General features: G+C 61.6%; 21 protein-coding genes. 16 read left to right on the top strand and 5 right to left on the bottom strand.

What is annotated here, in order from left to right:
• Positions 1–451 precede the first annotated feature (451 nt).
• Genes ACF8MI_RS06155 through ACF8MI_RS06145 form a run of 3 tightly spaced genes read left to right on the top strand, consistent with a single transcriptional unit; the run spans position 452 to position 4792 of the window.
• Positions 452–2008 (top strand): OmpA family protein, encoded by a 1557-nt coding sequence (locus tag ACF8MI_RS06155; RefSeq protein WP_060499075.1) that lies wholly within the window; start codon positions 452–454, stop codon positions 2006–2008.
• 12 nt (positions 2009–2020) lie between these two features.
• Positions 2021–3898, top strand: coding sequence for a hypothetical protein (locus ACF8MI_RS06150; protein ID WP_060499076.1), 1878 nt, complete (start codon positions 2021–2023; stop codon positions 3896–3898).
• Between the two features lie 60 nt (positions 3899–3958).
• A complete protein-coding gene (locus tag ACF8MI_RS06145) occupies positions 3959–4792 on the top strand; it encodes a hypothetical protein (protein WP_233458210.1) in 834 nt (277 codons plus the stop codon).
• Positions 4793–4864: 72 nt separating this feature from the next.
• Here ACF8MI_RS06145 and ACF8MI_RS06140 read toward each other — a convergent pair whose 3' ends face one another.
• Positions 4865–5404, bottom strand: coding sequence for a DUF2442 domain-containing protein (locus tag ACF8MI_RS06140; protein WP_060499077.1), 540 nt, complete (start codon positions 5402–5404; stop codon positions 4865–4867).
• A complete protein-coding gene (locus ACF8MI_RS06135; protein WP_082426392.1) occupies positions 5401–5643 on the bottom strand; it encodes a DUF4160 domain-containing protein in 243 nt (80 codons plus the stop codon). The genes ACF8MI_RS06140 and ACF8MI_RS06135 overlap by 4 nt, the downstream gene beginning before the upstream one ends.
• 182 nt (positions 5644–5825) lie before the next feature.
• Here ACF8MI_RS06135 and ACF8MI_RS06130 point away from each other — a divergent pair, with 182 nt between their 5' ends.
• From ACF8MI_RS06130 to ACF8MI_RS06075, 12 genes are all read left to right on the top strand, one after another.
• The gene (locus ACF8MI_RS06130; RefSeq protein WP_016484597.1) at positions 5826–6287 is read left to right on the top strand and encodes an Lrp/AsnC family transcriptional regulator; all 462 of its coding nucleotides are present in this window, start codon (positions 5826–5828) and stop codon (positions 6285–6287) included.
• A 146-nt stretch (positions 6288–6433) separates the two neighbouring features.
• Positions 6434–6796, top strand: coding sequence for a hypothetical protein (locus ACF8MI_RS06125; protein ID WP_060499092.1), 363 nt, complete (start codon positions 6434–6436; stop codon positions 6794–6796).
• Entirely contained in the window at positions 6774–7088 is a 315-nt protein-coding gene (locus ACF8MI_RS06120) for a DNA-binding transcriptional regulator (RefSeq protein ID WP_060499078.1), read from the top strand. Before ACF8MI_RS06125 ends, ACF8MI_RS06120 begins: the two co-directional genes overlap by 23 nt.
• A 162-nt stretch (positions 7089–7250) precedes the next feature.
• Positions 7251–8933: an NAD(P)/FAD-dependent oxidoreductase gene (locus tag ACF8MI_RS06115; protein ID WP_200929014.1), complete on the top strand. Its 1683-nt coding sequence runs from the start codon at positions 7251–7253 to the stop codon at positions 8931–8933.
• A 14-nt stretch (positions 8934–8947) separates the two neighbouring features.
• Positions 8948–9742 carry a carbon-nitrogen hydrolase family protein gene (locus ACF8MI_RS06110; RefSeq protein ID WP_060499080.1) on the top strand — a complete coding sequence of 265 codons (795 nt, stop codon included), beginning with the start codon at positions 8948–8950 and terminating at the stop codon, positions 9740–9742.
• Between the two features lie 82 nt (positions 9743–9824).
• Positions 9825–12113 carry a pyrroloquinoline quinone biosynthesis protein PqqF gene (gene pqqF / locus ACF8MI_RS06105; protein ID WP_200929013.1) on the top strand — a complete coding sequence of 763 codons (2289 nt, stop codon included), beginning with the start codon at positions 9825–9827 and terminating at the stop codon, positions 12111–12113.
• Between the two features lie 171 nt (positions 12114–12284).
• Positions 12285–12356: a pyrroloquinoline quinone precursor peptide PqqA gene (pqqA, locus tag ACF8MI_RS06100; RefSeq protein ID WP_003243383.1), complete on the top strand. Its 72-nt coding sequence runs from the start codon at positions 12285–12287 to the stop codon at positions 12354–12356.
• Positions 12357–12435: 79 nt separating this feature from the next.
• Complete coding sequence (gene pqqB / locus ACF8MI_RS06095) at positions 12436–13347, top strand: pyrroloquinoline quinone biosynthesis protein PqqB (RefSeq protein ID WP_060499082.1); 912 nt, start codon at positions 12436–12438, stop codon at positions 13345–13347.
• Between the two features lie 9 nt (positions 13348–13356).
• Positions 13357–14112 carry a pyrroloquinoline-quinone synthase PqqC gene (pqqC, locus tag ACF8MI_RS06090; protein WP_200929012.1) on the top strand — a complete coding sequence of 252 codons (756 nt, stop codon included), beginning with the start codon at positions 13357–13359 and terminating at the stop codon, positions 14110–14112.
• Positions 14109–14384 carry a pyrroloquinoline quinone biosynthesis peptide chaperone PqqD gene (gene pqqD / locus ACF8MI_RS06085; RefSeq protein ID WP_060499083.1) on the top strand — a complete coding sequence of 92 codons (276 nt, stop codon included), beginning with the start codon at positions 14109–14111 and terminating at the stop codon, positions 14382–14384. The genes pqqC and pqqD overlap by 4 nt, the downstream gene beginning before the upstream one ends.
• Positions 14356–15516: a pyrroloquinoline quinone biosynthesis protein PqqE gene (gene pqqE, locus ACF8MI_RS06080; protein ID WP_060499084.1), complete on the top strand. Its 1161-nt coding sequence runs from the start codon at positions 14356–14358 to the stop codon at positions 15514–15516. The genes pqqD and pqqE overlap by 29 nt, the downstream gene beginning before the upstream one ends.
• Positions 15482–17305, top strand: a complete 1824-nt coding sequence (locus ACF8MI_RS06075; protein ID WP_200929011.1) for a S9 family peptidase — start codon at positions 15482–15484, stop codon at positions 17303–17305. Before pqqE ends, ACF8MI_RS06075 begins: the two co-directional genes overlap by 35 nt.
• A gap of 32 nt (positions 17306–17337) precedes the next feature.
• Here the strand turns inward: ACF8MI_RS06075 and ACF8MI_RS06070 are convergent, their stop codons facing one another.
• Positions 17338–17496 (bottom strand): YqaE/Pmp3 family membrane protein, encoded by a 159-nt coding sequence (locus ACF8MI_RS06070; protein WP_009681539.1) that lies wholly within the window; start codon positions 17494–17496, stop codon positions 17338–17340.
• Between the two features lie 152 nt (positions 17497–17648).
• Positions 17649–18929, bottom strand: coding sequence for an aspartate aminotransferase family protein (locus ACF8MI_RS06065; protein WP_104833565.1), 1281 nt, complete (start codon positions 18927–18929; stop codon positions 17649–17651).
• A gap of 210 nt (positions 18930–19139) precedes the next feature.
• On the opposite strand from ACF8MI_RS06065, the gene ACF8MI_RS06060 reads away from it, so the two are divergent.
• Positions 19140–20063, top strand: coding sequence for a LysR family transcriptional regulator (locus tag ACF8MI_RS06060; RefSeq protein ID WP_060499087.1), 924 nt, complete (start codon positions 19140–19142; stop codon positions 20061–20063).
• Positions 20064–20343: 280 nt separating this feature from the next.
• Here the strand turns inward: ACF8MI_RS06060 and ACF8MI_RS06055 are convergent, their stop codons facing one another.
• Positions 20344–22122: an acyl-CoA dehydrogenase C-terminal domain-containing protein gene (locus ACF8MI_RS06055; RefSeq protein ID WP_164524067.1), complete on the bottom strand. Its 1779-nt coding sequence runs from the start codon at positions 22120–22122 to the stop codon at positions 20344–20346.
• Between the last annotated feature and the right edge of the window lie 64 nt (positions 22123–22186).

Genomic DNA, 22186 nt, shown 5'->3' with positions numbered 1-22186 from the left:
ATTGACCACATCGGCCAGATGGCCTGGACTGAAATGGGCGTATTTCTGAGCCATGGCTGTGAGCCAGCTGCAGAGTGAGGATGTCTCCACGTTATTTGGCACCCCTTCTTTGGGAGAAAGGCAGTAACTAGCGCCGAAGAACCGGTTGAACTTGTTCACATCTTGATACGGAAACATTAAGGTAGCAAATTGCCACATTCCGCCCTGGATGGCGCATCGCAGAGAACATGGAGTCGTTTTCTATCTCCCCCCATGTCAAGACGCATGCACTCAATCTCGCCCTGCACAGCGGCCTCGCGCAGGGTCGATTCGATTTCAGCCCCCAGCGCGTGAATTTTTCGATAGCACCGTTACGGTGCTATCGATGCAAGGAAATTGCGGCCGACGCTGCAACAGTTTCAGCGGTAACGCTGGTATTCGCCCGGGTTGGGCAGAAGAAAGAGGAAGGGGCATGCTGAGCACAAAGACAATGCAACGCACAGCTCTCGCTACGGCTATTGCCGTGGGGTTGAGTGGATGCGCAACGATCGATAAAACGCTGGGAGAGCGCTCCGGCAAATTCGCCTGTGGTGCCGGCGCGGTTCTCGGCTCGCTCGTCGTAGGCGGTGTTGTTGCTGCCGCTGGTGGCAACGGCAATCAGATTGCCGCAGGCGCTGTCGCTGGCGGAGCGCTGGGCTGCGCTGCACTGTATGCGTACAAGCAGCGTGTCGATCGTCTGAAGGCTGTGGCTGCCGAGCAGGGTCTCACCGCCGAAGTGCGGGAAGTAGAAATGGTTGATGCCAGCGGCCAGAAGAAGTCTGTCGGCGTGGAAGCCCAGATCGAAGTCGCCGAGATGTTCTCTTCGGGTTCGGCAACCCTGACCGCTGAGGGCTATCGCAAGCTGAGCATGATGGCACAAGAGTTCGCGCGTGATCGCGCAGCAACTCGGCCAGGTGTCCCCGCCAAGAAGCTCTTGGTGGTCGGTCACACCGACTCTTCGGGTGGTGCCGAACTTAACCAGAGACTGTCCGAAAAACGCGCTCAAACCGTCGCTGACATGATGGCTGCGATTGGCGTTCCGAAACAGGACATCTTCTTCCAGGGGGCAGGCTCCGCACGGCCTGTGGCAGATAACACCACCGATGCCGGCCGAGCGAAGAACCGCCGAGTGGAGATCGTCGAAGTCGACAACGAGCAGGTTCTGGCGCAACGCGTGCGTGACGAGCGTTCTAGCGCCAAGTACCTGGCTCATGGCACCGCCGTCGAGTCCAAGGTCAAAGCCAAGACGGTCGCCGCAAAGCCGAGCACCCCGTCCAAACCCATTCAGGTCGCTACTGCTGCGAAGCAGCCAGTGAGCACGCCCGCCAAGCTGGAAGCTCCGGTTATCAACAAGAAGGCCCCCGTACTGCCAACCACCCCGGCCCAGGATGTTGTGGTCCAACTCGGAGGCAAAGGCGGTATCGACTTCGGTGGTGTGCCGGTTACCACGACCACCTCGATGCTGTCGTCCCGCATTCAGCCGAAGAGCTCGACCTTCTCCATGATCAGCTCGGCATACGCCGATGCACCTGTCACCTCTTGCGTTGGGGACCTGCCGCGCGTCGAGGGTGAGGTGAAAAACCTGGCCACCGGTAAGGCGCTGAAAGACTACTCGACCACTGACTTCCTGCCAGGCCTCAACGGTGGAGTCTGGGCGAGCAAGGTCAATGGCCACGTGGCCGCAGTAGGCCCCGTTGCCGTGCTGCGTGACACGGGTGCAGCTGCCGGGGTGCCGATCATGCAGTTCACTTCGAACGTCGGTACCGCCAACAGGAAGGACTCTGCCCCCTTCAAGTCGGTCGCCAACACCTACGAAGGTGAGACTCAGGTGCTTTACCGCGTTTTCGCGCTCGACCAAAAGAGCACTCCGGTTTCCTGCATGGACATCGTGTTCGACAAACGTGCAGGCAATGCGGTGGCCGGCGAAATCTACTACCCGAAACAGGGTGACGCCTACGTGGCGCAGTTCCAACCGAAGAAGCGCGGCTAAGGAGAATTACCCATGCTCGAAACCATCCAGACGTTTTTCGCCCTCTACTGGCACATCGTCCTGCCAATCGTCCTGCTGACGTTCCTGGCCATCCCGATCATCACCAACTGGTACGAGGTGCGCTACGCCCTGATGAAGGCGCGCATCAACACCCCTTGGGTCGGCCGCCTGGCACATTGGGTCAAGAATCCGGGCTCGAAGGAGCAACCGACCCCGAAAAACCCGGAAGCTGTCGGCTTCTACGAGTCGGAAAACCAGCTGAACCTGAAATACGAAACCTACTACCGTGACCACCAGCCGTCGGAAGCGCACTTCAAGCGCTGCCAGGACTACCTGGGCAAGATCGGAGAAGACAACCGCAAAGAAAAAGGTTTCGGCATGTGGGCGATCATCATCGTACTGATGCTGATCGAGGCCACGGCTTTCGGCTACGCGCTCGCACCCTTTGCGTTGACGCTCGCAACCCCCGACACTGCCGTAGCAGGTGCATTTGGCATCGGGTTGGTCATATCGATCATCGGTGTTTTTCTGTCTGAGTTTGCTGGCCGTCAGCTCTACCTCAACAGCATCGTCGGCAAGATCATGGGTTACGAGGAACTGCGTCACGGTGGTGCTGATGGCGACATGGTGTCCCGTGACATCGTGACCATCGATAACACCAACATCGATGACGGGCGCCCGGAATATCAGCGAATGCTGAACCGCGTGAAGGTGCCACAGGATGGCGCTATGCCGGCCAAGCGTTACGGCATCGTTATCGGTTATGCCGTGTTTATCGTCATCCTGGCCGTCGCTGCGTTCTGGGTACGTACCGAGACCCTCAATGCACAAGAGGCTGACCTGATCGCCAACCCTCCGGCTGTCTCGCAAGCAGCTGACGACTTCCCTGCCAGCGGTGAGGACGACTTCCCGTTGCCGGGCGACATGCAGTCCATCGCCAACGATACCGCTGGCAAATCTGCCCAGGACCAGATTGATGCTCTCCACCGCGCAAGCCTCGTGACATTTGCGGTGCTGAGTGCACTGTTCATTTTCATCCAGTTCACCTCCACCTTCCTGGCCTACACCTTCGGCTTCGCCGGTACCTACTCGCGCAAGGCTTGGGAGTTGGTGCACAAGTTCTCCAGCGCGAGTGAGTTCACGCGTTATCACGAAGCCAAAGCCCGCAGCATTGCCAATGACGCCCAATCAGCCCTCGGCAAGCTCCAGGCTCTTCAGCTGGCGCAATTCCGCGTGAAAGGCGGTGATCGCGAAGAGCTGCGCAAAGACAACGTACGCCGTACCTTCATCCGCTTCATTGAAGAGCAGGACGCGGGCAAAGCCTGGACTGATCAGAAAGCGATTGCTGAACAACTCGGTAAAGACAGCCGGGCGGTATTGGAAAACTACATCAAGAAGTCGACTGCTGACCTGAACACTGCCATTGCCAACAACGACTCTGCGAGGATTGATGAAATCATTCGGGTAGCCTTGCCACGGATGAATCAGATCGATGACCCGTCATTGTTCCAACTTCGCGACACCTTCAGAAGTGTAGCGAAAACCTTCGTAGCACCTGCCGCACCTGCACCTGCACCGACTGTGGCTGTTCAAGTGAATGTCCCAGTCGAAACCCAGCCTGTTGTGGCCGTCGTGCACGCTGCGCCAGTCGTCGAAACCGCCCCGGCAGTTGCCGCGCCTGTAGTCCAAGCTGCACCCGCGTCTGTTGCAGCAGCCCCTGTTGCAGCACCCGCTGCTGGCGGGTTCGACCCGAACCAGTTCGGTGACCTGACTGAGTTCCACGACGATGACCTGTCCTTCGTGGCCACCACCAAAGGTGTTGATCTCGACACCATCAAGCGCGCTCGTCGCCTGCAACTGATGGTCAAGCAAAGCACCCAGCGTGCCTAAGCCTGCACTGAGCGGCTGCGCCCTTGCGTAGCCGCTCTACCCACACCCCCTGGAGGCACCATGAATTTCAAGAGCCTGGCTCTGGCGCTGCTGCTCGCGCCTACCGCTCTGCTGGCGGCTGAACGTAATGACGTTCCGAGCTGCTACGCCCAAGCCCGCATCGACGAGTTCCGCACTTCGCCGTCCGGCCGGATGCTGACCGTGGTCGTGGACCAGACCACTCCCCTGACCCAAGACCTGCAACGAACTGCCTGGGGCCACATCAAGCGCTTCATGCAGCCAGGCGACAAGATCCGCCTGTACTCCTTCAGCGCGTACCTTGAAGGTCACTACACCCGCCTGCGCTACGCCGGCGAGCTGGAGCAACCGATCGACCCGAAGGTATTGGGTAGCGTACCGATGATGGCCACCCGTAAGTTCGAGTCCTGCCTCAAGCACCAACCTGCGCAGATGTTCCAAGGCTTCGGCAAGGTCTTTGCCGCCACCATGGGCAAGTCGAGCTCCGACATTCCCCGCAGTGAGATCCTGTTCAGCCTGAAAGCAGTGGGCGAGGACCTGGCCAAGGCTGAAGGCGTCAGCGAGCATGTCATGCTGCTGATGTCCGACATGCTGGAGTACAGCGACTTCGGAAGCTTCTATCAGTCCAACGGTATCCGTCAGATAGATCCGAAGGTCGAAATAGCCAAGGTCGAGAAGCAGAAACTGCTGGGTGATTTCAGCGGAGCGCGCGTCTACGTGCATGGCGCAGCCTTCGTACCGACCACTGCCAAAAACGGGTACCGCAGTGGAAAGATGATTCAGAACCTGGAGCAGTTCTGGAGCACTTACTTCAAGGAGTCGAACGCAAGTCTCGCCGGTTTTGGCAATCCAGAACTGACGGCGGCTGTCGAGTAGTTGAGGGACCACCAGATTCGACAAAGCCGCGCTCACGCGCGGCTTTTTCATGCTTGCCATTCAGTTGAGCATTTAGGCTCGCTTCTTCCGTGCACGCCCTTGGCCAATCAACCTGTTTGCGTACTGGCCAGACGAACCACGAGATACGCTATTAGCCTCAGCCTCAGCCTCAGCCAACCGGAGTGCCTCCCACCCTTTCATAGCCAAGGCTACGGTCTTCGGTACGGGTTTTTCACCACTGCGATAGTAGGCCAACATACGCCTGCTCAGCCCCAGCTCCTGAGCTGCACGATCCAACGTCAGCCCATGCCTGGCCATCCAGTTCCAGATGAACTCATGTGAACACTCCCCTGCCTGTTCGACAGCTCTGGCACGAAGGTTGTCGGCGGCAAGTTCAAGATTTTCGTCACCGGCCCAGATGACCGTATCTTTCCACTCACCAATTGCGACCTTTGCGAACACCTTGGGATTGGCAAGCGGGGCCAACGTCGCGTGCTTTCCAATGATTTCATCCAGAACCACGGTGAATTGCTGGCCGTCCGCAAAGCTCAGCAGCAATGAACCAGGGGCGACCGCAGCCACCTCGGTCAGCTGGAATTGTTTGTTGGTCATGGATTCAGCTCCTCCCACATTGCTAGCAGTCGAGCCCTGTTCCGCGAAGCCCATTCAAGCGCTTCACTCATTTCTTGCAGGGAAACCCGCGAAGCGCCGAAGCCGACCATCGGGGTCAGGTCATTGATCGCGATCAGTGCCTGACGACCATCACTGAGTCGCAGATGGAAATGCGGCGGCAGATGATCATTTGCATACAGGCAGACTACGCAATTGGACAACCGATGGATCGTGGGCATGGGCTAATCATACAGTGCAATGGTTGCACTAGACAGTTCCCGTTTAGCAACACGCTTACAGCCCCAAAAATGTAACTATTATGGTTACATGTCTCTTCAGGCCAGCGCGGTCGCTGTAGAAGCGGTCTTGCCCTGATTGGCAGTCGCTCGCTAGGCTAGCAGGCCAACCGAAGAGACTCGTCATGTCGGATTCCCGCTCCATCACGCTGGATGAGATCGATCGCCAGCTGATCGCCCTGCTGCAAATCAACGCCCGCGAAAGCGTCGCCACACTCGCCCGCCAATTGGGTATCGCCCGGACCACCGTCAACTCGCGCCTGGAGCGGCTGGAGAAGAACAAGGTCATCTCCGGTTATGGCGTGCGCTTGGGTCAGCGGGTGCTGGGTGGCGGGCTGCAGGCGTATGTGGGTATCAAGGTGCAGCCGCGCTCCGGCAAGGAAGTGGTGCGGCGCCTGAGTGCCATGGGCCAAGTCCAGCAGCTGTGCGCAGTGAGCGGCGAGTTCGACTACGTGGCCTGGCTGCTTACGGATTCGCCTGAGCAACTGGACCAGTTGCTCGACCAGATCGGCAGTGTCGACGGGGTGGAGAAGACCACCACGTCAATCATTCTCAGCAGCAAGGTGGACCGTGGGCAACCACTTTGAAATGGCACTCGGACTGTACAGCGATCTAAGTAACACGCTGCAACTCACTACGCCTTAGGTGTAGCTCGAATGCGTATAGGCTGGCTAGCGATGGATTGACATACCTCGTGGCCAACACGAAACTATACGCAGATAACGTACACACCATGGAAGCAGTTTTTGTCGAGCTCCCCCCTTTCGAGCGGCATCGTGCCAGCTATCTGAGTGACGAGGGTTTTCGTTCCTTGCAGCGCTTCTTGATGAACGGTCCGCTTGCCGGAGATGTGATCAAAGGCACAGGTGGCCTCAGAAAGCTGAGGTTCTCTGATGCTCAACGTCACAAGGGGAAGCGAAGTGGCATCCGCGTCATCTACTACTTCTGGCTTCCTGGCAGTCAGTTCTGGCTTTTCACCGTGTACGGGAAAGACATGCAAGATGACTTGAGCGACACCGAGCGAAAAATACTGCGAACCCTGCTCGAGCGCGAATACCTGTCGAGGACAAACCATGCACCGCAACCTGTTCACTGAGCTCACTGAAGGCTTCGATGCACTAGCTGAAGATCGCCAAGGCAAGAAAACCCTGCGCTCGCACAAAGTCAGCTTCACCGAGCTTGCCCCCTTGGCACCTAACGAACTGTTAGAGCTCCGCCAGCGCCTCAACATGTCCAGGGCGCTGTTCGCAAATTATTTACGGACCAATGCCAGAACGCTGGAGAATTGGGAGCAAGGCCGTTCCAGGCCCAATGCACAGGCCGTCGCATTGATTCGTCTTGTACAGAAGTTTCCCGAGACGGTGAATCACTTGGCATCCCTGACCTGAATCGTCATAAATATCTTTTAAATGGTAAATATGACGACAAAAGCTACATTCAGACACCACTCTGTGCCTTATTAACGAACACTCCACTCCCTAAAATGACCTCCAGCCATCTCCTATACTCAGGCTCCGCCACCCGCGCAGCCCCTCTGGCAAGGTCACTTCATGAACAAGAAAAACCGCCACCCCGCCGACGGCAAAAAGCCCATCACCATCTTCGGCCCGGATTTCCCCTTCGCTTTCGACGACTGGCTGGAACACCCCGCAGGCCTGGGCAGTATTCCGGCTGAGCGCCACGGTGAAGAAGTGGCCATCGTGGGTGCCGGTATTGCCGGCCTGGTGGCGGCCTACGAGCTGATGAAGCTAGGCCTCAAACCGGTGGTGTATGAGGCCTCCAAACTGGGCGGCCGGCTGCGCTCGCAAGCCTTCAATGGCACCGACGGGATCATCGCAGAGCTGGGTGGCATGCGCTTTCCGGTATCGTCCACTGCCTTCTACCACTATGTGGACAAATTGGGCCTGGAAACCAAGCCCTTCCCTAACCCGCTGACGCCGGCCTCGGGCAGCACCGTGATCGACCTGGAAGGCCAGACCTACTACGCCGAGAAAACCACCGACTTGCCCAAGCTGTTCCACGAAGTGGCCGACGCCTGGGCCGACGCGCTGGAAAGTGGTGCCCAGTTCGCCGACATCCAGCAAGCCATCCGCGATCGGGATGTACCGCGCCTCAAAGCGCTGTGGAACAAGCTGGTACCACTGTGGGACGACCGCACGTTCTACGATTTCGTCGCCACCTCACGCTCGTTCGCCAAACTGAGCTTCCAGCACCGCGAAGTGTTCGGCCAGGTCGGCTTCGGCACCGGTGGCTGGGACTCGGACTTCCCCAACTCGATGCTGGAAATCTTCCGCGTGGTGATGACCAACTGCGACGACCACCAACACCTGGTCGTCGGTGGTGTGGAGCAGGTGCCACAAGGGATCTGGCGCCATGTGCCGGAGCGCTGCGCCCACTGGCCGGAGGGCACCAGCCTGAGCGGCCTGCATGGCGGCGCGCCACGAACGGGGGTGAAACGCATTGCCCGTGCCGCCGATGGCCGCCTGGCGGTCACCGACAACTGGGGCGACACCCGCCACTACGGCGCCGTGCTCGCCACCTGCCAGACCTGGCTGCTGACCACCCAGATCGACTGCGAGGAATCGCTGTTCTCGCAAAAGATGTGGATGGCCCTGGACCGCACCCGCTACATGCAGTCGTCGAAGACGTTCGTCATGGTCGACCGACCATTCTGGAAGGACAAGGACCCGGAAACCGGCCGCGACCTGATGAGCATGACCCTCACCGACCGCCTCACCCGCGGCACCTACTTGTTCGACAACGGCAACGACAAGCCGGGGGTGATCTGCCTGTCCTATGCGTGGATGAGCGATGCGCTGAAAATGCTGCCGCATCCGGTGGAAAAGCGCGTGCAACTGGCCCTGGATGCGCTGAAGAAGATCTATCCGAAAACCGATATCGCCGGGCACATCATCGGCGATCCAATCACCATTTCGTGGGAGGCGGATCCGCACTTCCTGGGCGCCTTCAAGGGCGCACTGCCGGGTCACTACCGCTACAACCAGCGCATGTACGCACACTTCATGCAGCAGAACATGCCCGCCGAGCAGCGCGGCATGTTCATCGCCGGTGACGATGTATCGTGGACACCCGCCTGGGTGGAGGGCGCGGTGCAAACATCGCTGAATGCGGTGTGGGGTATCATGAACCACTTCGGTGGCCACACCCACCCGGACAACCCAGGCCCGGGCGATGTGTTCGATGAAATCGGCCCTATTGCCCTGGCAGACTGAATCAAGGAGGCGTCATGCGCATCGCTTTGTTCCAGGGCACACCCAAGCCACTGGACGTGCCCGGCAACTTGCAACGGCTGCGCCATCAGGCACAGTTGGCAGCCGAGCGCGGCGCACAGCTGCTGGTGTGCCCGGAGATGTTCCTGACCGGCTACAACATCGGCCTACCCCAGGTCGAGCGCCTGGCCGAAGCTGACGATGGCCCGGCGGCCATGGAGGTAGTGGAAATCGCCCAGACCCACCGCATTGCCATTGTCTATGGCTACCCGGAGCGGGCAGATGATGGCGCGATCTACAACAGCGTGCAGTTGATCGATGCCCATGGCCGCAGCCTGTGCAACTACCGCAAGACCCACCTGTTTGGCGAACTGGACCGTTCGATGTTCAGCGCAGGCCCGGACCACTTTCCGGTGGTCGAGCTTGAAGGCTGGAAAGTCGGCCTGCTGATCTGCTACGACATCGAGTTCCCGGAAAACGCCCGACGCCTGGCGCTGGCGGGTGCCGAGCTGATCCTGGTGCCGACGGCGAACATGGCGCCGTATGACTTCATCTGCCAGGTGACCGTAAGGGTACGGGCGCAGGAGAACCAGTGCTACCTGGTGTATGCCAATTACTGCGGCGCGGAAGGCGAGATCCAGTATTGCGGGCAGAGCAGCATCATCGGCCCGGATGGTAGTTTGCTGGCCATGGGCGGGCGGGATGAATGCCTGTTGCTGGCGGAGCTGGAGCATGAGCAAGTGGTGCATGGGCGGCAGGCATTTCCTTATCTGACTGACCTGCGACAGGAGCTGCATCTGCGTAAGGGCTGACGAACTCTTCGCGGGTAAACCCGCGAAGAGGCCGAGCCTGCAAACAAATGGGTTAGCATGGACAGCAGCAACCGGAGCCCCCATGCCTGACGCCATCCGCCACCTCACCCTCGCCAACCGCCTGCAACTGACCCTGCGCCACGCCCCGCGCCTAAAGCGTTCGGCCGCCGCCCTACGGGTACATGCGGGTAGCCATGACGCACCGGGCAAATGGCCGGGCCTGGCCCACTTCCTCGAACACCTGTTCTTCCTAGGCACCCCACGCTTTGCGCTGGACGACGGCCTGATGCGTTACGTGCAGACCCTGGGCGGCCAGGTCAACGCCAGCACCCGGGAACGCACCACCGACTTTTTCTTCGAAGTGCCGCCCAATGCCTTGGCCGGGGGCCTCGAGCGCCTGTGCCAGATGCTCGCCGAACCGGATCTGGGCATCGAGCGCCAACGCCGCGAGCGTGAAGTGATCCACGCCGAGTTCATTGCCTGGTCACGCAACCCGCAGGCCCAGCAGCAATTCACCTTGTTGCAATCAGTGTCGCAAGGCCATCCGTTGGGCGCATTTCATGCCGGCAACCGGTATACCCTGGCCCTGCAGGCCCCTGCCTTTCAGCAAGCACTTACGGGCTTCCACCAACGCTTCTACCAGGGCGGGCAGATCGTCTTGAGCCTGTGCGGGCCGCAGCCGCTGGATGAGCTGGAGCAACTTGGCCGGCAGCATGCGACGCTGTTCGCCACAGGCAAGCATGTGCCGCAAGTCGAACCGCCGCCATTGTCGGCGACGGCTACACCACTGGCCTTCACTCACGAAAACCTCCCGGCAGGTGCCGAGCAAGCGCTGGAGCTGCTGATCGCCTGCCTCGGCGACAGCCGCCCGGGTACCTGGCTGGGCGCACTTCGCGCGCGTGGATGGCTGCAACGTTTCAAGGCCGAAACACTGTATGCCTTTGCCGGCCAGCTGCTGTGGCACCTCGACCTTAAGCTCAGCGCCGACGCCTGCGCAGACGAAGCCAGCGCCCTGTTGCGAGGCTGGTTCAGCTTCATCCGCCAGGCCGACCTCGAGCTGTTGAACCGCGAATTCGGCCTGCTGCAACACAGTCGCGAACGCAGCGCCAGTGCACTTGAACTGGCCCGCCGTGACAGCACGGGGCAGCCGTTCGCCAAGTTGGATGCGCACGGTTTGCAGGCCCTTCAAGCCGTGCTGCAAGGCCTGCCATGCAACGTGTATGGCGAATGGCACATGCCCTTGGTCGACCCCTTGCTGATGGCTGGTCTACCCAGTGCGAGTACAAAGCCTGTACCGGCAGCACTGCGGGTCAGTGAGCTGCTTCCTGGCGCCCGCCAATACGCAGCGCTCTACCTGCGCTGGCACGTACCCTCAACGCTGCGCCAACGTTTGCAGGGTGTGCTCGAACAGGCCCTGGCGCCACTGCAGGAGCGCTGTGAACGCGCCTCGGTACAACTGCAATTCACGGCTGCCGGGGAGTACTGGCAGTTGCGCTGCGCCGGGCTACCGGCAGCGGTGCTGCGGGCAGTAACGCAGGCCTTGGTTTTGATCGTCAGCCCCCCGGCCAGATGCTGGTTGCCTTGCACAACGCCACCAGCGGCCCTGATCCCCATCAGGGCCTTGCTCAAGCAACTGCCTGACGCGGTGCTCGGCACCCCGCCCCCTGCTGTGCCTGCCTGCACGCTGGAGCAGCAGCAACTCGACAAGCTGTGGCAGCACACACGCTGGCACGGCCTGGCCGCAGGCTTCGACGATTCAGCCCGGAGCGCCCTGGGCACTGCGCTGCAGCACTGCCCAGGGCACGGCTCGCTACCAAGCCCCCTGCGCACCTGGGCCAACCGCCGTTGGCAGCATGCCGAAGTACCGGGCAGTGAACATGCCTTACTGCTGTTCTGCCCGCTGCCTGCAACCCGCGAAGCCAGCGGCCGCTTGCTCGCGCAACTGCTGCAAGGGCCGGTTTACCAGCGGCTGCGGGTGGAGCTGCAACTTGGCTATGCGGTATTCAGTACCTTTCGTCAGATAGAGGGAGTCGGCGGCCTGTTGTTCGGGGTGCAATCGCCGCACACCCACCAGGCACAGATCCTCGACCACCTGCTCACGCTACTCAGCAAGGGTGTCACCCTTGACCCAGACACCCAGCAGGCCCTGGCCAGTCAATTCGATGAACCGGCCATGGCCAACGCCGATGTCGCCGAATGGGCGTGGCAGACACACCTGGCTACACAACCCGGCAGGCTGGATACGTTGCGCAGGGCTATTCTGAACACGCGGCAGACGGATCTGGACCACCTGCTGGGTAACCTGCTCGATGCAGACGCCTCCTGGTTGTGTTTGGCCAACGCTGCCGCGCCAAGCCCTACGTGGAAGTGATCCAGGCCCGTGATTGTTACGCAAAATGCAACGGCACTTTTCGAATAATTAACCTTCCAGTACAAATTTTTCTTGTAAGATAGCGCAATCCCAGTTCCGGGAACCTCCAGTGCGTGGTGGTACCCAAGTAGTAACTGAGCAACCCCAAACCCATCCGGAAGGAGTAATCCCATGTGGACCAAACCTGCATACACTGATCTGCGTATCGGCTTCGAAGTCACCATGTACTTCGCTAACCGCTAAGCCCGGCTTAGGGTTCCACGCCTCGGCCTGCCGGGGCGTTTTCGTTTTTCCGATCCGGTTTTTTGCATAGAGAGTGGCCATGTACATCCAGGTTCTCGGCTCCGCCGCCGGTGGCGGGTTCCCGCAGTGGAACTGCAACTGCGTCAACTGCAAGGGCTTTCGTGACGGCACCCTGCGGGCCACTGCGCGCACTCAGTCGTCCATCGCCCTGTCCGACGACGGCGTACACTGGGTGCTGTGCAATGCCTCGCCCGACATCCGCGCCCAGCTCCAGGCCTTCGCGCCGATGCAGCCAGCCCGGGCCCTGCGCGACACCGGCATCAACGCCATCGTGCTGCTGGACAGCCAGATCGACCACACCACCGGCCTGCTCAGCCTGCGTGAAGGCTGCCCGCACCAGGTGTGGTGCACCGACATGGTCCACCAGGACCTCACCACCGGCTTCCCGTTGTTCAACATGCTCAGCCACTGGAACGGTGGCCTGCAGTGGAACCGCATCGAGCTGGAAGGCAGCTTCGTTATCGAGGCCTGCCCAAACCTCAAGTTCACCCCATTCCCTCTGCGCAGCGCCGCACCGCCTTATTCGCCGCACCGCTTCGACCCGCACCCGGGCGACAACCTGGGCCTGCTGGTCGAAGACACCCGCACCGGCGGCAAGCTGTTCTACGCTCCAGGCCTGGGCCAGGTAGACGACAAGCTGCTGGCGATGATGCACGGCGCCGACTGCCTGCTGGTCGACGGCACGCTGTGGGAAGACGATGAAATGCAACGCCGTGGCGTGGGCACTCGCACGGGCCGCGAAATGGGCCATCTGGCGCAGAACGGCCCGGGCGGCATGCTCGAAGTGCTGGACGCTTTCCCGCGTCAGCGCAAAGTGCTTATCCACATCAACAACACAAACCCGATTCTCGATGAAGACTCCCCGGAGCGCGCCGAAGTCCAGCGCCGCGGTGTGGAAGTTGCCTTCGACGGAATGAGCATTGAGTTGTAAGGAGGCCTGATGAGCGACGCATTGCCAATGTCCCCTGCCGAATTCGAGCAGGCCCTGCGCGCCAAGGGCGCCTATTACCACATTCATCACCCGTACCACGTGGCGATGTACCAAGGCCGCGCCACCCGTGAGCAGATCCAGGGCTGGGTGGCCAACCGCTTCTACTATCAGGTCAACATCCCGATGAAGGATGCCGCGATCCTGGCCAACTGCCCTGACCGCGAAGTACGCCGCGAGTGGATCCAGCGCCTGCTCGACCACGACGGCGCGCCTGGCGAGGACGGCGGCATCGAAGCCTGGTTGCGCCTGGGCCAGGCTGTCGGCCTGGACCCGGACCAGCTGCGTTCGCAAGAGCTGGTACTGCCCGGCGTACGCTTTGCCGTCGATGCCTACGTCAACTTCGCCCGCCGCGCCAGTTGGCAGGAAGCAGCCAGCAGTTCGCTGACCGAGTTGTTCGCCCCGCAAATCCACCAGTCGCGCCTGGACAGCTGGCCACAGCACTACCCGTGGATCGACCCGGCCGGCTACGATTACTTCCGCACCCGCCTGGGCCAGGCTCGTCGTGACGTAGAGCACGGCCTGGCGATTACCCTGCAGCACTACACCACCCGCGCGGGCCAGGAGCGTATGCTGGAGATCCTGCAGTTCAAGCTGGATATCCTCTGGAGCATGCTCGACGCCATGAGCATGGCCTACGAGCTGAACCGCCCGCCCTATCATTCCGTCACCCAGGAACGGGTGTGGCACAAGGGAATCACCCTATGAGTTTCGACCGCAATCAGGTGCCGAACTGGCGCCCCGGCTACCGCTTCCAGTACGAACCGGCGCAGAAAGGCCATGTGCTGCTGTACCCCGAAGGCATGATCAAGCTCAACGACAGCGCCAGCCTGATTGGCGGCTTGATCGACGGCCAGCGTGACGTGGCCGCCATCATCAGCGAACTCGAACAGCAATTCCCCGATGTCCCGGAAGTGGCCGAAGACATCGAGCAGTTCATGGAGGTGGCCCGTGCCGAACACTGGATCGTCCTCGCCTGAGTTGCCGCCCACGCCGGAGGTCGGCCTGCCGCTGTGGTTGCTGGCCGAGCTCACCTACCGCTGCCCGCTGCAATGCCCGTACTGCTCCAACCCGCTGGACTTTGCCGCCCAGGGCCAGGAGCTGAGCACCGAGCAGTGGTTCAAGGTCATGGCCGAGGCTCGGGAGATGGGCGCGGCGCAAATCGGCTTTTCCGGCGGTGAACCGCTGGTGCGCCAGGACCTGGCCGAACTGATCGGCGAAGCCCGCCGGCTGGGTTACTACACCAACCTGATCACCTCGGGCATCGGCCTGACCGAAGCGCGTATCGCGGACTTCAAAAAGGCCGGCCTGGACCATATCCAGATCAGCTTCCAGGCCAGCGACGAGCAGGTGAACAACCTGCTGGCCGGTTCGAAGAAGGCCTTTGCGCAAAAGCTGGAGATGGCCCGCGCCGTGAAGGCCCACGGCTACCCGATGGTGCTCAACTTCGTCACCCATCGGCACAACATCGACAAGATCGACCGCATCATCGAGCTGTGCATCGCCCTTGAGGCCGACTTCGTCGAGCTTGCCACCTGCCAGTTCTACGGTTGGGCGCACCTCAACCGCCTGGGCCTGCTGCCGACCCGTGCGCAACTTGAGCGGGCCGAGCGCATCACCAACCAATACCGGGACAAACTCAAGGCCGAGGGCAACCCCTGCAAGCTGATCTTCGTCACCCCGGACTACTACGAAGAGCGCCCGAAGGCCTGCATGAATGGCTGGGGCAACCTGTTCCTCACCATTACCCCGGACGGCACCGCGCTGCCCTGCCACGGCGCCCGCCAGCTGCCGGTGCAGTTCCCCAATGTACGCGACCACGACCTGCACCATATCTGGTATGAGTCGTTTGGCTTCAACCGCTTCCGTGGTTACGAGTGGATGCGCGAACCGTGCCGCTCCTGTGACGAAAAAGAAAAGGACTTCGGCGGCTGTCGCTGCCAGGCCTTCATGCTGACCGGCGATGCCAGCAACGCCGACCCGGTGTGCGCCAAGTCGGCCGACCACCGCATCATCCTCAAGGCCCGCGAGGAGGCGGAAAGCGCCCAGCTCGCCATTGAACAGATGACCTTCCGCAATGAACGAAACTCCCGTGTCATCGCCCGTGGCTGAATTCAGCGCGGCGCAGGCCGTTGCCGCCGGCACCGACTTCGCCGAACTCAAAGCCAGTGCCGACGGGCTGTTCTGGATCGAGTTTCGCCCGGCCGATGGTGCTTGCCGTATCTGGCACTGGCTGTACCACCAGGCCCGCTGCCTGACACCGGATGGCTTCAGCGTGCGCAGCCGGGTCTACGAGTACGGCGGTGGTAGCTTCTGCCTGGGTGGCGACGGGCTGGTGTTCGTCAACGAGAAGGACCAGCAGGTCTACACCCAGCCGCTGGACGATTCGCAACCGCGTGCGCTGACCGAGGATGCCAGCTGCCGCTACGGCGATGTGCAGTGGCACGATGGCCAGTTGCTGGCCGTCGAGGAACGCCATGCCGAGCAGGTGGAGCATCGGCTTGTCGCGTTGAGTGAGAGCGGCCGGGTGGTGCTCGCCGAGGGCGCCGATTTCTACGCCTCACCCACGGTGAGTGCAGATGGCATGCGCCTGGCGTGGATCGAATGGAACCGACCGGCACAGCCCTGGACTATCACCCGATTGATGTGCCGCGCACGCGACAGCAGTAGCCAGTGGGGCCCCGTGCAATGCATCGCCAGCAATGATGAGTCGCTGCAACAACCGCGTTTCGATGCCGAAGGCCGGCTCTACTGCCTGTCCGACCGCAATGGCTTCTGGCAGCCCTGGGGGGAAGTCGATGGCCACTGGCAGGCGTTGCCTGCCGAGGCTGCCGACCATGCTGCTGCGCCCTGGCAATTGGGTTCCTGTACCTGGTTGGCACTGGGGCCGCAAAGCTATCTGGCGAGTTGGTTCAAAGACGGCTTCGGGCAACTGGGGCTGCGTAACACCGATGGGCGCATGGAGCGTTTCGCCAGTGGCTACACGCGCTTTCGCAGCCTGGCCATGGACAGCGATCACCTTTATGCCATTGCCGCCTCGCCCATCAGCCCGCCTGCAGTGATTGCCGTCGACCGCAGTAACCACGAAGTACGTGTGCTGGCCGGGGGGGCCGAGATACTGCCGGCAGGGCAAATCAGCCTGCCGCAGTCGATTCACTATGGCCGTGACGGCGAGCGGGCCCACGGATTCTTCTACCCGGCAGCGCACTCGCAAGGCGCCACACCGCTGGTGGTGTTCATCCACGGCGGGCCGACCTCGGCCTGTTATCCGGTGCTCGAGCCTCGCATCCAGTACTGGACCCAGCGCGGCTTTGCCGTGGCCGACCTGAATTACCGGGGCAGCACCGGCTATGGCCGGGACTACCGCAAGGCGTTGCACCTGCGCTGGGGCGAAAGCGATGTGGCCGATGCCTGCGCGGCGGTCGAGTACCTGGCGGCTCAGGGCCTGGTCGACAAACGCAAGGCGTTCATCCGTGGCGGCAGCGCCGGTGGCTACACCACCCTCTGTGCCTTGGCCTTCCACGACGTGTTCCGCGCCGGTGCCAGCCTGTACGGGGTCAGCGACCCGGTTGCCCTGGGCCGGGCCACGCACAAGTTTGAGGGCGATTATCTGGACTGGCTGATCGGCGATCCGCAACAGGATGCCGAGCGCTATCGCCAGCGCACACCGCTGCTGCATGCGGGGCAGATCAAGGTGCCGGTTATTTTCTTCCAGGGTGAGCTGGACGCGGTGGTGGTGCCGGAGCAGACGCGGTCGATGCTGGCGGCGTTGCAGGCTAACGGGATCGAGGCTGAAGGGCACTTCTATGCGGGTGAGCGGCATGGGTTCCGCAAGGCAGAGAACCTGGCCCATGCATTGGAAGAAGAGTGGAAATTCTATTGCAGGGTGTTGGAGGGCTGAGATTTTGGGGCCGCTTTGCGGCCCCAAAGGCCTCAACGTTTGGCGATGATGTACACCGCATGCACGATCCCCGGAATGTAGCCCAGCAAGGTCAGCAGAATATTCAGCCAGAACGCCCCGCCAAACCCCACCTGCAAGAACACGCCCAGCGGCGGCAGGATGATGGCGATGATGATGCGAATAAAGTCCATGCGAGTCTCTCCTGAAGGGGTTATCTCACAGACTAGCCGCCCACCGCAGAGGTTCCACAGGCAAAAAAAACGCCCCGGGCCGAATGAAACAGGCCAGGGGCGATGCGCAGGAACGCCAGACGGTTCGTTGAATGCTCAGTGTTGCTACACAGTCAGGCCGGCACTTCGCGGCGGGCCTGCTGCTGGGCATGAAGACGGGCAAAAGCACGTGCCAGGCGCAGCAGCATTTCGTCGATGTTGCCCTTGCTCACGGTCAGCGCAGGTGAAAAGCGCACCACATCCGCTTGCGGCGCATTGAGCAGCAGGCCTTCGTGCAGCGCCGCAGCCACCAGTTCACGGGCCAGGTTTTCTTTGAGTTGCAGCGCCCACAGCAGGCCTTGCCCACGCACTTCGCCCTGGCCATAGCGCCCGGCCAGCCGGCTCAGGCCTTCACGCAGGTGACGTCCGTTGTCCTGCACATGCGTGAAAAAGCCAGGCTCCAGCACGGTGTCCAGCACCGCCAGGCCGGCAGCGCACATCAGCGCATTGCCGTGGTGGCTGCCTTCCAGTTCGCCAGGCTCGGCGCAGCACGCCGTACCCCGAGCCAGCAAGGCGGCCAGTGGCACCCCACCGCCCAGGCCCTTGCCCAGGGTGATGATGTCGGCACGCACGCCGTAGGTTTCCTCGGCCAGCAGCGCACCACAGCGGCCAATACCGGTCTGCACTTCATCGAGGATCAGCAGGATGCCCAGTTCGCGGCAGAGCGTTTCCACACCCTTGAGGTATTCCTGGGTGGCCGGAATCACGCCCGCCTCGCCCTGGATCGGCTCGAGCATGATCGCCACGGTGCGTGAATCCACCTCGGCGTGCAGTGCTGCCAGGTCGTTGAACGGCACCTTGCTGAACCCCGGCAGCCCAGGCTCGCAGCGGTTGCATGGCAGCGGGTCGGACGCCGACAGTGCACCCAGGCTGCGGCCGTGACAGGCCTGACTGGCCGTGATGATGTGATAGGCCCCGTTGCGGTGCAGTTGGCCCCACTTGCGCGCCAGCTTGATCGCGCCTTCGCAGGCCTCGGCACCACTGTTGAGCAGGTAGGCCTGGTCGCTGCCAGTGCTCTGACACAAGCGGTTCACCAACCCCAGCAAGCCACGGCTATGGAAGCCCGAACCCGGGTTGATCAACGCCTGGGCCTGGTTGCCCAGCGCTTTCACCAGCACGCTCGGGCTGTGGCCCAGGCTGTTGACCGCGCCGCCTTGAGTGAAGTCCAGGTAGGCATGCCCTTCACTGTCCCACAACCAGGAGCCTTGGCCGCGCACGAACACCTGCGCTGCGCGCTCGGCGCTGGGCATCAGGCGATCACGCGACAGCTCAGCGGCTTGCGGCACGATCACCGGCGCACGCTTGGGCTCGGCGGCAGCGACAGGGGCCGAGCGGCGCAGGTTGAACAGGTTCATCAGGGCTCCAACCAATCACGGTAAGGGGCGGCAACGGTGCGGTCTTGGTGCCGGCACTCGATATTTTGCCTTGCCTATCAAAAGTGTTTTTCATCCGGAGTAACAATCGACCGATTCATCGCTGTAACCCGTTGGAATACGGCGATAGACTAGGCTTCGCAAGGGTTTTCGACCATTTCGTTTTTCCAGCATTTTCGATAAGTGTTACTTATGGATTTCCGCCAACTGCGTTATTTCGTCGCGGTGTATGAAGAAGGCCACGTGGGCCGCGCTGCAGAACGCCTGTCGCTGTCCCAGCCGGCACTCTCCCAGCAGATCCGGCAGCTGGAGCACAGCCTTGATTTGAGCCTGTTCGAGCGCAGCAACAAGCGCCTGTTGCCTACCTTGGCTGCCCATACCCTGTACAACCATGCCTTGCCCTTGCTTGACGGCCTGCAACGCGCCCACGAGGCCATGCGCAACTTCAAGGGCCAGTCGCTGCGCACCCTGGCCATCGGCGTGCTGCAGACCGTGCGACCGAGCCTCGTGCCACAGCTGCTCGAACGGCTGCGCAAGGCTCAGCCGCACCTTGTCGTGCAGATCTACGAGTTGTCGGGGCTGGAGATCGAACGGCGCCTGCTCAACGGCAGCCTGGACATCGGCATCAGCTACCTGCCGCCGCGCCAGCCCGGGTTACATGGCCTGCTGCTGTATGAAGACGAGCTGCAACTGGTCATCCCCGATACTCACGCGCTGAAGGACTTCAAGAAGGTGTCTATCCGCCAGGCTGCCGAATTGCCCATGCTGATGCTGGGCGAAGAATTCCAGATCCGTCAGATCTGGCAGGCGCAACTGGCCAGCCAAGGCCGCCGGCCGCAGGTTCAGGCAGAGATGAACAACATGGCGGGGATTCTCGACAGCCTGGCGCACACGGCACTGGCGACCATCCTGCCGGGGCGGGCCAAGGAGGCCGCCGAAGATGATCAGGGGCTGTTGTGGAAGCCCTTGAGCGAGCCACGGGTGCCGCTGAAGGTTGGCCTGGTGTTCCGCGATGCCCAACGCCAGCAGGCCTCTGTGGAGCTACTGCGCACGCTGCTGGAAGAAGAGACGGACGCCCGCCTGTTGGGGGCATCACCGCTGGATGTGCTGGCCTGAAAAAACACGCGCACAAAGAAAACCCCGCCGAAGCGGGGTTTTCCAGACTGTTTCCCTGTGACATCCGTATCGCCCCGCCATCCTGGCAGGTGGTCCTTCGTCGTCTTCCTTGATCTGTCCTTTGCGCTTCCTGCGCAACGTCCATGTGGTAAAGATTAACCGTGGATCCAATCTGAGAACAGTGGTGAAAAGTCACCACGTCGTGTAGGAAAAAGCTTACAACGGGGATTCATCCCCAGACATACCGAAAATCGGGGCCGCCAAGCGGGCCCCAAATACGTCAGAACTGCTCGGCATCCAGCAGGTACAGCGATTCACTGCCCGCCTTCACCGAAGCCACCAGCGAATCCACCCGTGGCAGCAACCGCGCAAAGTAGAACCGCGCCGTACCCAGCTTGCCCGAGTAGAACGCCTCGTCGCCCTCACCCGCCTGGGCCGCCCGTGCCATCAGTGCCCACATATAGCCGTAGGCCACATAACCAAACGCATGCAGGTACTCGACCGAAGCCGCGCCGATTTCATTCGGGTTGCCCTTGGCCTGTTCCAGCACCCACTCCGTCAGCCCGTCGAGCTGGTCGAGGCTGGCCGCCAACGGCTTGGCAAATTCGTCCAGCTCGCCAGTTGCGCTGGCAATGAACTGGCGGATCTCGTCGGAGAACAACCGGTAGTACGCGCCACCGCTGGCCACCACCTTGCGCCCCATCAGGTCGAGGGCCTGGATGCCGTTGGTGCCTTCGTAGATCTGTGTGATGCGCACATCACGCACCAACTGCTCCTGCCCCCATTCGCGAATGTAGCCATGCCCGCCGAACACCTGCTGGCCATGCACCGCGCACTCCAGCCCCAGGTCGGTGAGGAATGCCTTGGCCACTGGCGTGAGCAGCGCCACCAGCTCTTCGCTGCATTTGCGCACGGCGGCGTCTTCGCTGTACTTGGCGCTGTCCAGCTGCATGGCCACGTAAGTGGAGAAGGCGCGGCCGCCCTCGATCAGCGCTTTCATGGTCAGCAGCATACGGCGCACGTCCGGGTGGACGATGATCGGGTCGGCGGCCTTGTCCTTGGCCTGTGGGCCAGTCGGGGCACGGCTCTGCAGGCGGTCGCGGGCGTATTCCACGGCGTTCTGGTAGGAGCGTTCGGCCGAGGCCAGGCCCTGGATGCCAACACCCAGGCGCTCGTAGTTCATCATGGTGAACATGGCCGCCAGGCCCTTGTTCGGCTCACCGACGATATAGCCGACTGCTTCGTCGAAGTTCATCACGCAGGTAGCCGAGGCCTGGATGCCCATCTTGTGTTCGATCGAACCGCAAGTGGCCGGGTTGCGTGCACCGAGGCTGCCATCTTCGTTGACCAGAAACTTCGGCACCAGGAACAGCGAAATACCTTTCGGCCCCGCCGGTGCGTCCGGCAGCTTGGCCAGCACCAGGTGGATGATGTTCTCGGTCAGGTCGTGCTCGCCACCGGTGATGAAGATCTTGGTGCCGCTGACCTTGTAGCTGCCATCGGCCTGGGGCTCGGCCTTGGTACGGATGATGCCCAGGTCGGTGCCGGCGTGCGGCTCGGTCAGGCACATGGAACCGGCCCATACGCCTGCATACATGTTCGGCAGGTACTTTTCCTTCAGCGCTTCGCTGGCGTGGGCATTGATCGACAGGCAGGCACCGGCGGTCAGCATCGGGTACAAGCCAAAGGCCAGGCTGGAGGCGTTGACCATTTCCTCGACCTGGGCCGAGATGGCCTTGGGCATGCCCATGCCGCCGAACAGCGGGTCGCCGCCCACGCCGACCCAACCGCCTTCGGCGTAGGTGTTGTAGGCCTCGATGAAACCGGCGGGGGTCCGCACTGCGCCGTTGTCCCAGTGGCAACCTTCTTCATCGGCTGCGCGGCTGAGCGGCGCGATGGATTTGGCGGTGACCTTGCCGGCTTCCTCCAGCACGGCCAGAGCGGTGTCGGCATCGACAACGTCAGCCAGCCCGGGCAACTGCGCCCACTGCTCGGCCACGTTGAAGACTTCATTCAGTACGAAGCGCATGTCGCGCAGGGGCGCTTTATAGTCAGCCATGACAACCTCTCGCTAGTCGGGTCGGAGCGGTCTCGGGGAACCGCGACACAGGGGTTATTGGCAG

The sequence above is a fragment of the Pseudomonas sp. yb_9 genome, assembly GCF_043103635.1.
In the GTDB taxonomy this organism is placed as follows: Bacteria; Pseudomonadota; Gammaproteobacteria; order Pseudomonadales; family Pseudomonadaceae; genus Aquipseudomonas; species Aquipseudomonas monteilii.
This window is presented reverse-complemented; position numbering and strand designations above follow the sequence as displayed.